The organism is uncultured Sanguibacteroides sp. (assembly GCF_900543425.1).
Lineage (GTDB): Bacteria > Bacteroidota > Bacteroidia > Bacteroidales > Marinifilaceae > Gabonibacter.
Genome location: NZ_UQRQ01000004.1, coordinates 114,792 through 128,608, shown reverse-complemented (window position 1 = coordinate 128,608; position 13,817 = coordinate 114,792). Strand labels below are relative to the sequence as shown.

The following is a 13,817-nucleotide window of genomic DNA, read 5'->3' as shown; positions in this document are numbered from 1 at the left end:
GTAGATTGTAAATCAGAAAATTCAGCTTCCAATTTACAATCTACAATTCAGAATTTACAATTAAAAAAGCTGTTTCAGGTATTTTTCCGTTTCCGGATTGGTCGGGCGGGAAAAATCGGAATCCATGATATTTCCTTCCGGATCAATTAAAATAAAACGAGGAATTCCGCGGATCAGATAAAAATCCATTAATTCCCGGTTCTCTCCCATATGGAGTTCTATACCGCAGGAGTGATTTTCCTTTAAAAAACGTTCCCAAGTCCCCCTATCCTTATCACAGGATATAGAAACAAAAGCTATTTTTTTATCTTTGAATTTTTCAACTAATTTATCCCAGGCTACACTTTCAATCCGACAAGGTGCTCCCCAGGTCGCCCATATATTCAACAAAAGGTATTTACCCTTAAAATCCCGGGAGCAAACAAGATTTCCATTCTGATCCGTATAAGTAAAGTCCAATGCAGGACGCCCCTTTACAATCCGGGCACATCGGTTATAAAAATCATAAAAATGTTTCCGAAGAGAAGAATCTTTAACATAATAATCGTAAATATTAACAATCTCTTCCGTATGTTCGTCAATCCCGGAACCTACTAAATAATTGTAAGCAAAGCGATCAATCAAATACGCTATCAATGCCCTATTCTCCAAATTTTTCTCCACATAATCAAATTGAGCCATGACCCGCTTATACGCGTCAAACTCCTGAATACGATAGGTACTGATTAAAGAAACCAGAGAAGCCATCCCCTCTTTATACTCCTTCAACGGCATCAATCTCTCATCCTCCCGGATTAAGGATTTGATACAATCCATATAAGCCGTATCGGGTAAATAATCCTTATTCCCAGTACTCCATGCATGGTATAAAGGATAATTTTCCATAGCGGTATAGGTTGCAAATTTTATTCTTTCCCGCTCTATTTTTGTGAATTCCGGATCAAAAGACATAGAATCCAGATGTTTACACTGACTGGCAATATGATCTTTCAATTGATTCAAAAAATCACGTTCTTCCAAAGCATAGTCAAGAGATCCTTCCTGAAATCTTCTGCTATTCAGATAAATATTCTTGGCAGCCCCATCCCCTTCAAAACGAATATTTTGACGAACCTTATTCCCGTAAATAAAAATCGATAACGATTTCCCATTTTCGAAAAATAGAGGAATTCGATCCTTTCCGTATTTCAACACACCATACCCCAATTCGTTTAACACGATATGTCCGTGTCCTTTATCATCCACATTAACCCTATATTCAATAGTATCAACGGATAACACAAATTGACGTTCGTTAGTTCCTACAAGATTAAAATCAACAACAACCTTTTGATTTCTGGTACAAGATATGAATGACACCAACAAAACAAATATTAACCCAAATTTCATCATTATCTATTCTACCTATTTTAGCTCGGCTAAATTAATAATAACCTCTTTTAACCTGTGTTAATATTTTGACTTTAACTTTTCATTAACACATTAAATTTGTCGTTTGAAATAAATCCGGATAATTTTACATTAACACAAAGAAATTTATTTATGGATTCTATTGAAAAAACACAGGCTTTACAATATCACGCAATGGGGCGTCCCGGAAAGATTGAAGTTATTCCGACCAAACCACACAGTACTCAACATGATTTATCATTAGCTTACTCGCCAGGAGTAGCAGAGCCCTGTCTCGAGATTCAGAAAAATCAGACGGAAGCGTATAAGTACACGGCTAAAAGTAATTTGGTTGCCGTCATCTCCAACGGAACCGCCGTTTTAGGCTTAGGAGATATCGGTGCTCTATCCGGTAAACCCGTAATGGAAGGTAAAGGACTTTTGTTCAAGATTTTTGCAGACATAGATGTTTTTGATATCGAGGTAGACACAAAAGACGTTGACAAGTTCATCGAAACGGTCAAAGCAATAGCTCCGACTTTCGGCGGAATAAATTTAGAGGACATCAAAGCTCCCGAATGCTTTGAAATAGAACGACGCCTAAAGGAAGAATTAGATATCCCTGTCATGCACGACGATCAGCATGGGACAGCCATCATATCGGCAGCCGGACTATTAAACGCCTTGGAGCTCAACGGCAAAAAAATAGAAGAGATAAGAGTTGTCGTTAACGGAGCCGGAGCGGCTGCCATCTCTTGTGCCCGCCTATATCTGACATTGGGAGTGAAGAAAGAGCATTTGATCATGTGCGACAGTAAAGGTGTCATCCGAAACAATCGAAAAGATCTAAACAAAGAAAAACAAGAGTTTGCCGTAGACACGCCTTTACAAACGCTACAAGAAGCTCTGGTGGGAGCAGATTTATTTTTAGGCTTATCCGTGGCTGACATTCTGACAGAGGAAATGGTTCAAAGTATGGGTAACGATCCGATTGTTTTTGCCCTGGCCAATCCTAATCCTGAAATCTCCTACGAAAAAGCCATTCATAGTCGTCCGGACATTATCTTTGCAACAGGTCGCTCGGATTATCCCAATCAGATTAATAACGTTTTAGGATTCCCCTATATTTTTCGAGGGGCATTAGACGTGCAAGCCAAAGGAATAAACGAAGAAATGAAATTGGCAGCCGTTTACGCTTTAGCCAAGTTAACCAAAGAACCTGTGCCGGAAAAGGTGAAAATGGCTTATAATGATCCGTCTATTGCCTTCGGCCGGAATTATATCATCCCCAAAGCTTTAGACGGCCGATTGATCAGTCGTATCGCTCCTGCCGTGGCTCAAGCAGCAATAGAATCCGGAATTGCCCGTAAGGCAATTACCGACTGGGAGGCTTATCGGGAACAACTCGAAAAAAGAGTCGGAGAGGATGATCGTCTTATGCGACGTATGACCGGAAAAGCTAAAGCAGCCCCCAAACGTATTGTTTTCGCGGAAGGTGCTGATGTAAAAGTATTATTGGCAGTACAGGAAATCGTGGCAGAAAAAATAGCATATCCTATTCTTATCGGAGATACGACAGAAATTGAAGACCTGAAAAAACAGCTTCATTTGGAGATAGACGGATTAACGATTTTTGATCCGGCCGTGGAAAAGGAGAAGATAAAAGAATACACGCAAGCTTATTATAAAATAAGACAGCGAAAAGGGATCACGTCCGAACAAGCCGGTGAATTAATGCAAAATTCGAATTTTATCGGATTGATGATGGTCGAATCCGGAGACGGGGACGGATTGATTTCCGGTATTCATTCCGACTATCGCCATGTGCTGCGGGCAGCTAAAGATATTATCGGTCTACGGGAGTGTTGCAAATACGCTGTAGGAATGCATATCGTCACGAATAAAAAAGGAACTTACTTTTTAGCGGATACCACCGTAAACAGCCATCCTTCTGCCGACACGCTGGAATCCGTCACCGTACTCGCCTATGAGGCGGTGAAACAATTTAACGTAGAGCCTATCATTGCCGTCACCTCTTACTCTAATTTCGGAGAATACCATTTGGGAAGTCCGGCGCAAATACAAGAAGCTATTGAAGTTCTGCATCAAAAATACCCGGAGATCATCGTAGACGGGGAGATGTCGGCATCCATAGCCTTCAATAAAGAGTTAAGGAAAAAGCGATATCCGTTTTCCCCATTAGCAGATAAAGACGTAAATACGATTATTTTCCCCAACCTGAGTTCCGGCAGCATTGCCTTGGGCATATTACAGGAACTGGGAAGTAATGAAATTATCGGCCCGGTATTGCTGGGATTGAAAAAACCGGTACATATCCTGCAAATGGGATGCAGCGTACGGGATATCGTATACATGGCCACCCTTGCCGTAACAGATGCCCAAAAAGAAAAACCGGTAGATATGTGCAGGCTCTGATAATTGACGATTAAAAAGAATGAATGATTAGGATATTAAATTAATCAAAGAATCTCCAATCACATAATCATAAATGTTTCCTACCTTTGTAAAAAATAAACGTATAATCATCCGTTAAACGGAAACTTTAATTTATCGTATGAAAATAGCAATAGCATGTGACCATGCAGGTTACGAGTACAAGGAGAGATTAGTAAAATACCTCCGGGACAAGGGACATGAAGTAAAAGATTTCGGAACACACTCTACCGAAAGCATGGATTATCCGGACACGGCACACCCGTTGGCCGTTAGCGTGGAATCCGGAGAGTATGAAAAAGGAATTGTTCTATGCGGAAGTGGAAACGGTATCTCCATGACCGTAAACAAACACCAGGGAATCCGTTGCGCCCTATGTTGGAACATGGAGTTAGCAGCCTTGGCGCGTCAACATAACAACGCCAATGTATGTAGTATTCCGGCCCGTTTCATCGCCTACGAGGAGGCTCAAAACGTGATCGATATCTTTTTATCGACAGCTTTTGAAGGTGGAAGACATCAACGGAGAATAGACAAGATTCCGGTCAAATAAATACCATAAAAAAACGGGTCCCGAAAACGAGACCCGTTTATTCATTCATTAAATATCAAAGAATCAATTTATATCCTTTTCCGTGAACATTGATGATCTCTACAGAAGGATCTTTCTTCAAATGTTTACGCAATTTGGTGATATAAACATCCATGCTTCTTGCATTGAAATAGTTATCATCGGCCCAAATGTTCTTCAAAGCAAAGTTTCTCTCCAATACCTTATTAACATTCAAGCATAACAGACGAAGTAATTCAGATTCTTTCGTGGTCAGTTTCTGCTCCTCTTCTCCATCAAACAAAGTTTGCTTTTTAGAGTTGAACGTCAACTTTCCGATCTTAAAGATCTCTTGTTCATCTTCCGGTTTCAATCCAGTTGATCTTCTCAATACAGCTTCGATTCTCAGAAGTAACTCTTCCATGCTGAAAGGTTTACTCATATAATCGTCAGCTCCTAATTTAAATCCTTCCAATACATCTTCTTTCATTGTTTTAGCTGTTAAGAAAATGATTGGAATTTCGCTATTAATTTGTCTCACGTCTTTTGCCAAAGTAAAACCATCTTTTTTCGGCATCATTACGTCAAATATACAAATATCGAAAGGTTGGTTTAAAAAAGTCTCATAAGCAACTTCTCCATCTTCACATAAAACAGTGTCAAAACCTTTAGCTCTTAAATACTCTTTAAGCAGCATGCCGAGGTTTGTATCATCCTCTGCTAATAAAATTTTAATTTTCTCATCCATAGCTATGTTGTTTTAAATAATTCTCTATGTCGTTTTAAATTCTCTGAAAAAATATACGAAATTAGAAAAATAAGGTTCTCTTTACCTTTTGTTTTTTTGATGTTAATGGTAAAATAATGTCAAAACAGCTCCCTTTATCCGGGGAACTTTCCACTTCAATGTTTCCCCCGTGTGCTTCCACGATCTTTTTCACGTATGAAAGGCCTAGCCCAAAACCTTTCACGTCATGCAAATTCCCTGTCGACACACGATAAAAACGTTCAAAGATCAATTTCTGATCTTTCTTAGCAATTCCTATGCCATTATCAATCACACTAATAACAATCTCATGATTCCTATTTCGTGTATAGATTGAGATCTCCGGAGCCCGGATACAATACTTAATAGCATTATCAACCAGATTCGAAATGACGTTCGTTATATGAACCTCGTCGGCCAATATTTCGTCATTTTCAGCCTCCAGATGACCGAACATTTTACCCCCTTTATCCTCAACCCGTAAGGTAAATTTAGGTAACAAATCTTCTATTATGTCATTTATATTGATCTTTTTCAATTTTAACTTCATTCTCGTTTCTGTAAAAAGAGCGGTTTGTAACACTCGTTCTACCTGATAAGTTAAACGTTTACTCTCGTCCCGAATAATGGTCGCAACCCGGTCAATGGTTTCCGGGGTATTCGTTACAGCCCCATCCTTTAACATCTGTGACGCCAAAGAGATCGTCGCTATCGGGGTTTTAAATTCATGAGTCATATTGTTAATAAAGTCATTCTTTATTACCGATAGTTTTTTCTGACGAATAATAACCACTAAACAGAATACAGAACAAAACAACAAAGCGAATGTGATCAATATACTAGGTAACAACATCCACAAAGAACTCGCCGTATCCCCTGCCAAATCAGGAAACCTTAAATATAGTACCGTTCCTCCTTTTTCTCCCGGAAATATTCTCTTATCCCAGTATCGATCCTGTTGACTTAAAAAGTTCTTAGAAGCCAACACGAACTTCCCATTCTCTTTTATCCCGAACTCAAACGAGTTACGAATACCATTATCGATCAGAGCATTCCCGATAAAACCGTACAAATCATTCACATCTATCCTACCCTCTATCATTCGTTCCGGTTTATTCCCCTCTTCCACTACCAACACGTAATCTTTTCCCAAACTCTCCTTAATCTGTTGCTGTAATTTTGCAAGAGAGGTCGATAAATTATCTTTGGTTGCCTTACGACCCACAAAATCACTAACATCCTGTATATCCGAGTCATCATCTATCAAACTCAGTACAGAACTAAACATCAAATCAGGATCGTTCTTAGAAGCAATTTTTCGCTTCGGATCCACGTACATTCGAGTATCTTCTACACCATCCTCTGAACTTTTCAACAGATTGTTCCCCTCTGCAATACGATTCATCTTCACCTTCCCTCGGATATAATCAACGACCTCATCCATCACCTTATTGACGGTATAGTCAAATTGCTCTTTTTTTACTTCAAAGGCAGTCTGAAAATAGCTTGTCTGAAGCAGAATTAATCCAAATAACGAGAGACCAAACACAACACCCAATATGATAATCTGTTGTTTTCTCATACCACAAATTTAACAATTCAATTTTAACATTTCCCACTATTAACACAATTTAACCGTATAACGTTTGCGTAATTCATCGCCTAAAAAAGAGTGGGTTGATCATTCTTTATTTGGCCCTTTTTTAGATGTTTATAAGCCAAATCCGTCACTTCGCGTCCTCTGGGTGTTCTTTTCAGGAACCCTTCTTTAATCAAAAAAGGTTCATAAACCTCCTCCAACGTTCCGGGGTCTTCACTTACTGCAGTAGCGATGGTGGTTAATCCGACAGGCCCCCCCTTAAATTTATCGATAATGGTCAACAGAATCTTATTATCCATCTCATCCAAACCGAATTTATCGATATTCAAAGCTTCAAGAGCATATTGAGTGATCTCATGATCGATAACACCATTTCCTTTTACCATTGCAAAATCGCGTACCCTCCTCAACAGGGCATTTGCTATACGGGGGGTTCCCCGGCTTCTGGAAGCGATTTCTTTCGAGGCCTGGCTTGTTATCTTTACACTTAGGATAGAAGCGGAACGTTCGATAATCCCTGTCAAAATATCCAGATCGTAATATTCCAGGTGACTGTTAATGCCAAAGCGAGCCCGCAAAGGAGCTGTCAGTAAGCCGCTACGGGTAGTGGCACCTATCAGGGTGAAAGGATTCAACTGTATTTGCACGGAACGGGCAGCCGGTCCTTTATCGATCATGATATCGATTTTAAAATCTTCCATAGCCGAATAGAGATACTCCTCCACGATAGGGCTCAATCGATGAATCTCATCAATAAAAAGAACATCGTTCGTTTCCAAATTAGTCAACAAACCGGCTAAATCGCCCGGCTTATCCAACACCGGTCCGGAAGTAATCTTTATTCCTACCCCCAACTCGTTGGCAATAATAGCCGATAAAGTTGTCTTTCCTAATCCGGGAGGTCCATGTAGTAATACATGATCCAACGACTCGTCTCTCATTTTGGCCGCCTGAACAAAAATCTCTAAATTATCCACGATCTTTTTCTGTCCTTGAAAATCACGAAAGGTCAGCGGGCGTAAAGCCTTCTCTAATTCTTTCTCACTTTCAGGAACATTCCCACTTCTTATATCAAATCCAGCCATCTATTTTTTTTTACCTGTTTCAAAACCTAAATCCTTCCCTTAAAAGAACACTTCGTTTTCTTTTTCGAGTCTCAAATGTATAAAAACTCCATCGCATATACAACGCGGGAAAGGATTAATCACGCTTACGAATAAAAAATGCCCTTACCAGATCGGCACACTCTTCGCCCAACACTCCGGCAATTACTTTCGTCTTCGGGTGAAGTATACAGGGTGTCAATCTCGCGTATCCCCGGTGCGGGTCCGATGCCCCATACACCAGTTCTCCCAGCTGAGCCCACGCTAAAGCCCCCCCGCACATGGTACAAGGTTCCATCGTCACGTAAAGTGTACAGTCATTTAAATACTTCCCTCCCAGCGAGGCTGTCGCCGAGGTTATCGCCAACATTTCCGCGTGAGCCGTCACATCATTTAGTCTCTCCGTCTGATTATGAGCCCTGGCAATGATTCTATCTTTACAAACAATAATTGCCCCCACGGGAATCTCTCCTTCCGATTGTGCAATTAAGGCTTCCTCCAAAGCCTTTTTCATAAATAATTCATGTTTATCCATCTGGTATATCGTATGAATAGCTAAAGTCTGCATTTTTTTCGAGACCTACAAATTTTCCCCTTCATTTCCCGACAAACCGACTCCCTGAAAGCCTTTTCACTTTTTTTCTTTGTTTAAATTCATTTTATACATACCTTTATCAGGACAATTACGTAAGAATATATCTAAACATAAATAATATGCAGACGATTGACAATTACAATTTTAAAAACAAAAGGGCGTTGATCCGGGTTGATTTTAACGTACCTATGAACGACAAATTTGAAATTACAGATGATACCCGCATGCGGGCAGCCATTCCAACCATAAAAAAAGTACTGGAAAAAGGGGGGGCTGTCATTCTCATGTCACATTTAGGACGTCCGAAAAACGGACCGGAGGATAAGTTTTCTTTGAAACACATTCAAAAGCATTTGGAGGAATTATTACATACCCCTGTAAAATTCGCGGAAGATTGCATCGGAGAACAGGCCCAAAAAATGGCTGCCGATTTAAAACCGGGAGAAGTGCTTCTATTGGAAAACCTTCGTTTCCATAAAGAAGAAGAGAAAGGCGACGAACAGTTTGCGAAGGAGTTGGCATCTTTAGGAGATGTATGGATCAACGACGCCTTCGGAACTGCTCACCGGGCTCACGCCTCTACTGCCGTAATCGCTGAATTTTTCCCGAACGACAAACTTTTCGGTTATGTCATGAAGGGAGAATTGGAAAGTGTGGATAAAGTGATGCATAACCCGACCCGTCCTTTTACTGCCATTATGGGAGGTTCGAAAGTCTCCTCCAAAATCGATATTATCATGAACCTGATGGACAAGGTAGATAATCTGATTTTGGGCGGAGGTATGACTTATACCTTTAAAAAGGCATTGGGAGGTCATATCGGAAATTCGATTTGTGAAGAGGATAAATTGGATTTAGCCCTTGATATCCTCAAGCTTGCCAAAGAGAAGGGGGTCAATCTGGTTCTTTCCAACCAAACATTAGCTGCCGACGCCTTTAGTCAGGACGCCCACACCCAAATTGTAGATCCCATGAATATCCCGGACGGTTGGGAAGGCCTGGACATCGGTCCGGAGACCCGTAAGGAATTTGCCAAAATCATCGAGAATTCAAAAACCATCCTCTGGAACGGTCCCGTGGGAGTGTTTGAGATCCCTAAATTTGCCGAAGGAACAAAGGCCATTGCCGAAGCCATCGTGAAAGCAACCGAAAAAGGAGCCTTCTCACTTATCGGCGGAGGAGACTCAGTAGCAGCCATCAATCAATTCGGTTTAGCCGATAAAGTTAGCTATGTCTCTACCGGAGGAGGTGCGTTGCTCGAATACATCGAGGGCAAAAAACTACCCGGAATCACAGCTATTCGAGGAGAATAATCAAAATAACGGATATCAGGCATCCGAAACCTGATAAAAAACGCTACCTGTTTTTAGGTAGCGTTTTTTATCGTATCACTCTTCCCTTCCGTTAATTTCAAAAACTAACGTCAAAAAAAGATAAAAAATACACGCACCCTATGCCACAACGGCCGGAGGCTCCATACAAAACGGATGCGGTAGTTGGGGAAACATATCACCAGGGTTGCACCTCTGTCCACACGTATACATATGCCTTCCGACGAGGAGATATGGAATTAAAAAAATTAATTGTAAATTTGCAGGGTCACAAAACAACCGTTTTGAAGGTTCTGAGTTGGTTTCATAAGTAAAAACAGTTTTGTACCCTGCAAGTTTTAACAAGTTCATACATGGAATTAAGTTTTAAAGAAATTTTCACAGCCTTTATGGTATTGTTCGCCGTGATAGATATCACAGGCTCCACTCCTATCATTATAAACCTAAATAGCAACGGCAACAAGGTTAATGCAGAGAAGGCAACCGTAATTTCCCTGATCATTTTTATCACCTTCCTTTTTGCCGGAGATGCCCTGCTAAAGTTATTCAATATCGATATCTCTTCTTTCGCCATAGCCGGAGCTCTGGTACTTTTCGTATTAGCTATCGAAATGACCTTCAGTATAGAAGTTTTCCGTAACGACGGCCCCGGGGGCTCAGCCACCATCGTTCCCGTTGTTTTTCCTTTAGTTGCCGGAGCCGGAGCACTTACGACGACCTTGTCTCTTCGGGCCGAATGTCATGTTATTAACATCATTATAGCTGTCGTCTTAAATATGATTGTCGTCTATATCGTATTAAAGAAGGTAACCTTAGTGGAACGTTTGATCGGCAAAGGGGGAGTATATGTCCTCCGCAAATTTTTCGGTATTATCTTGCTTGCCATGTCCGTAAAATTATTTACGACCAACCTGACAAGCCTGCTCAACTCTTTTTCCTGATTAACGATCGATTCCTTCCCTGGACAATACTCCCTGGGTATAATAATGTTTAACCTCCCGCATTTCCGTCACCAGATCGGCAATCCCGATCAAAGCCGCAGGAGCATACCGACCAGTAATAACGACCTCTGTTCCGGCAGCTTTCGTCAGCAAAGCCTTTATGACCTCTTCTTCCGTTAATAATCGATAGTAAAGGGCGATGGTCAACTCATCCAAAATAACCACGTCGTATTCTCCCGAAGTCATATTCACCCTGCACTCTTCGAAACCTTTATGAGCCATCCGGATATCTGCCTCTTCCGGATCACGCCTTATAAAACAACCTCTCCCGAACTGACGGATTTCCAATCGATCGAATAAAGATTCTATTCGGGTTTCATGATATTTCATACTTTTGACAAACTGTCCGATAAAAACCCTTTTACCGGCACATAAAGCTCTCACCGCCAAACCAAAGGCGGCCGTAGTCTTTCCTTTACCATCACCCGTATATACCTGTATATATCCTTTGTTTTCCATTTCTTATTTTTTATTCTGGAACCGTTACTTCATACCATAACAAATATAGATAAATTACCAGGCCTTTTACAGGAATACCCCTGAATATATCATTCCATTATCCTTATCCATCATTGTAATAAGTTAATATTCAAATAAAAGAGTCCTCCATTTTTTCGGATTCAAATTTTTAATTTCGGATTTTATTTGTTTCTTACTAAATGTTATCTACTTTTGTTCCCGATTAAACAATCGATTTTGGTGTCACGCTTCGTTTTACGAAACGTGGTGAAAAGGGAATCAGGTGAGAATCCTGAACAGACCCGCTGCTGTAAGCTCCGCCAAAATTTTCGAACAATACTCACATCCACTGTTTCGACACGAAATGGGAAGGGCGTTTGAAAATGGAGTAAGTCAGAAGACCTGCCAACATCGTATAATCTTAAGCTTTCTGGGAGTAGAGCTTGGATACAAACGTGAACATAATCCGATTTATTCTTCATGACAAAAGAGTAATTCCGTTATTTGTACCGCAGGATATTTTCCAGGGAGCTGTTTATCATATTAATAACAGCTAAAAATGAATTGTTTTCGTCTTATAGGCCTGAGTTTATTGTTGTTAAAACCACCAGGAGTTTATGCCCAAGAGGATACGACCAAAATGTATCACATCAAGGAAGCCGTTGTTTCCGCCAAACAGATACAAAAAGAGATTATTCCCGTACAAATCTTATCCGGGGCGGCTTTACAAAAATTAAGCGTACACTCGGTAGCGGATGCCTTACGCTATTTTTCCGGAGTACAAATTAAGGATTACGGGGGAATCGGTGGATTGAAAACCGTTAATATCCGTAGTATGGGAACCCAGCACGTGGGAGTTTTTTATGATGGAATAGAATTAGGAAACGCACAAAACGGAACCATTGACCTGGGACGATTCTCTTTGGATAATATGGAATCCATCTCCCTTTATAACGGACAAAGAAGTGCAATCTTCCAATCAGCCAAGGATTTCGGCTCAGCCGGATCCATCTACATGGTTTCCAGAATCCCGCGCTTTGTCACGGGTAAGAAATACAATGCCAAACTCACGTTTAAAACCGGTTCCTTCGGTTTGGCCAATCCCTCCTTTCTATTGGAAAACCGATTGAGTACAAACGTGAACAGTTCATTAAGTGCAGAGTACATGTATACCAACGGGCGATACAAGTTCAGCTATCGAAAGAAAAACGGTTACGACACGACGGAAGTACGTAAAAACGGAGATGTTTACTCCATCCGGGCAGAGTATGGTTTATTCGGCAAAATAAGAGAAGGGGAATGGAAGGCAAAAGCCTACTTCTACAATTCCGAGCGGGGCTATCCCGGAGCATCCGTACGGGAAGAACCCGGTAAATTCAAAAATCAGGATCGTCAATGGGATTCCAATTTTTTCCTGCAAGGTTCTTTTAAAAAATACTTTAGCCGTTACAGCATGCTTATAAACGGAAAATATGCTTACGACTATCTGCATTATCTCTCCGACCCCCGTTTGGATGCATCCACCATGTACGTAAACAATCACTATCGCCAACAAGAGATTTATCTCTCCTCTGCCAATCTATTCAGTCTTTTACCCGGTTGGAACCTAAATCTATCCGCCGATTTTCAATGGAATAAATTGAATGCCGACCTGATCGACTTCGTGTATCCTGCCCGGTATACCGGATTAATAGCCATTGCTACCGCCATTCATCTCCAACGTTTAAACATACAGGCAAGTTTGTTAGGAACTTTCGTCAACGACAAAACCAAAGTTAAAAATGCCGCCGCAGGCAGCAAACAGGAATATACACCTACCGTTATTCTCTCCTGGCAACCGTGGGAAGAGACAAATTTGAATTTCAGGGCTTTTTACAAACGTATTTTCCGGATGCCGACCTTAAACGACCTGTATTATACCTTTATCGGAAACAAAGACCTGAATCCGGAATACACCACCCAATACGACGTCGGAATAACTTACGCTCGAAACTATACCCTTTCCGCTCTCAATGGGCTCGAAATACAGGTTGACGGATACTATAACGAGGTGACGGACAAGATTATCGCCATGCCAACATCCAATCAATTCCGCTGGACGATGGTCAACCTGGGAAAAGTAGAAATACGGGGACTGGACGTAGCTTTACAATCCCATTGGAGTTTTAGCCGACAATGGTTACTGGACGCCCGAATCAATTATACGTATCAGAAAGCACAAGACTTTTCCAAGCCGGGAGGTTCCTATTACGGAGACCAAATCCCCTATATTCCCTGGCATAGCGGATCTATCATTCTGAACGGCAGCTATAAAAGCTGGGAGTTAAACTATAGTTTTATCTATACCGGGAAACGGTACGAAGCGAGTGCCAATATCCCGGAAAACGAAGCTAAAGAGTGGTATACCAACGATCTTTCCGCATCCAAAACCTTTTTATGGAAAAAAACGAAAGTCCGTCTGACAGCAGAGGTCAATAACCTATTGAACCAGCAATACGAAGTGGTACAATGCTATCCCATGCCGGGTACCAATGTGAAATTTACGATAAATATAGAAATCTAACAAATC

11 protein-coding genes and 1 riboswitch are annotated in these 13,817 nt (G+C 41.0%); of the genes, 5 read left to right on the top strand and 6 right to left on the bottom strand.

The window, feature by feature from the left end; all coding sequences use genetic code 11:
- Positions 1-60: 60 nt before the first annotated feature.
- Entirely contained in the window at positions 61-1,392 is a 1,332-nt protein-coding gene (locus tag QZR76_RS03370; protein WP_294140390.1) for a TlpA disulfide reductase family protein, read from the bottom strand.
- A 150-nt stretch (positions 1,393-1,542) separates the two neighbouring features.
- Here QZR76_RS03370 and QZR76_RS03365 point away from each other — a divergent pair, with 150 nt between their 5' ends.
- Both QZR76_RS03365 and rpiB read left to right on the top strand, forming a co-directional pair.
- Complete coding sequence (locus tag QZR76_RS03365) at positions 1,543-3,825, top strand: NADP-dependent malic enzyme (protein WP_294140388.1); 2,283 nt, start codon at positions 1,543-1,545, stop codon at positions 3,823-3,825.
- 139 nt (positions 3,826-3,964) lie between these two features.
- Positions 3,965-4,396, top strand: coding sequence for a ribose 5-phosphate isomerase B (gene rpiB / locus QZR76_RS03360; RefSeq protein WP_294140386.1), 432 nt, complete (start codon positions 3,965-3,967; stop codon positions 4,394-4,396).
- Between the two features lie 55 nt (positions 4,397-4,451).
- Here rpiB and QZR76_RS03355 read toward each other — a convergent pair whose 3' ends face one another.
- From QZR76_RS03355 to QZR76_RS03340, 4 genes are all read right to left on the bottom strand, one after another.
- Positions 4,452-5,141: a response regulator transcription factor gene (locus QZR76_RS03355; protein ID WP_041503374.1), complete on the bottom strand. Its 690-nt coding sequence runs from the start codon at positions 5,139-5,141 to the stop codon at positions 4,452-4,454.
- 61 nt (positions 5,142-5,202) lie between these two features.
- Positions 5,203-6,741, bottom strand: coding sequence for a HAMP domain-containing sensor histidine kinase (locus tag QZR76_RS03350; protein ID WP_294140383.1), 1,539 nt, complete (start codon positions 6,739-6,741; stop codon positions 5,203-5,205).
- Positions 6,742-6,821: 80 nt separating this feature from the next.
- A complete protein-coding gene (gene ruvB / locus QZR76_RS03345; protein ID WP_294140381.1) occupies positions 6,822-7,844 on the bottom strand; it encodes a Holliday junction branch migration DNA helicase RuvB in 1,023 nt (340 codons plus the stop codon).
- 115 nt (positions 7,845-7,959) lie between these two features.
- Positions 7,960-8,397: a nucleoside deaminase gene (locus QZR76_RS03340; RefSeq protein ID WP_294140477.1), complete on the bottom strand. Its 438-nt coding sequence runs from the start codon at positions 8,395-8,397 to the stop codon at positions 7,960-7,962.
- A 179-nt stretch (positions 8,398-8,576) separates the two neighbouring features.
- Here QZR76_RS03340 and QZR76_RS03335 point away from each other — a divergent pair, with 179 nt between their 5' ends.
- Together QZR76_RS03335 and QZR76_RS03330 are read left to right on the top strand one after the other, a co-directional pair.
- Positions 8,577-9,770 carry a phosphoglycerate kinase gene (locus tag QZR76_RS03335; protein ID WP_294140380.1) on the top strand — a complete coding sequence of 398 codons (1,194 nt, stop codon included), beginning with the start codon at positions 8,577-8,579 and terminating at the stop codon, positions 9,768-9,770.
- A 371-nt stretch (positions 9,771-10,141) separates the two neighbouring features.
- The gene (locus tag QZR76_RS03330; RefSeq protein ID WP_294140378.1) at positions 10,142-10,729 is read left to right on the top strand and encodes a MarC family protein; all 588 of its coding nucleotides are present in this window, start codon (positions 10,142-10,144) and stop codon (positions 10,727-10,729) included.
- Here the strand turns inward: QZR76_RS03330 and QZR76_RS03325 are convergent, their stop codons facing one another.
- Complete coding sequence (locus tag QZR76_RS03325) at positions 10,730-11,248, bottom strand: cob(I)yrinic acid a,c-diamide adenosyltransferase (RefSeq protein WP_294140376.1); 519 nt, start codon at positions 11,246-11,248, stop codon at positions 10,730-10,732.
- Positions 11,249-11,469: 221 nt separating this feature from the next.
- Positions 11,470-11,673: riboswitch (cobalamin riboswitch) on the top strand.
- Between the two features lie 215 nt (positions 11,674-11,888).
- Here QZR76_RS03325 and QZR76_RS03320 point away from each other — a divergent pair.
- Positions 11,889-13,811 (top strand): TonB-dependent receptor, encoded by a 1,923-nt coding sequence (locus QZR76_RS03320; RefSeq protein ID WP_294140476.1) that lies wholly within the window; start codon positions 11,889-11,891, stop codon positions 13,809-13,811.
- The last annotated feature ends 6 nt before the right edge of the window (positions 13,812-13,817 follow it).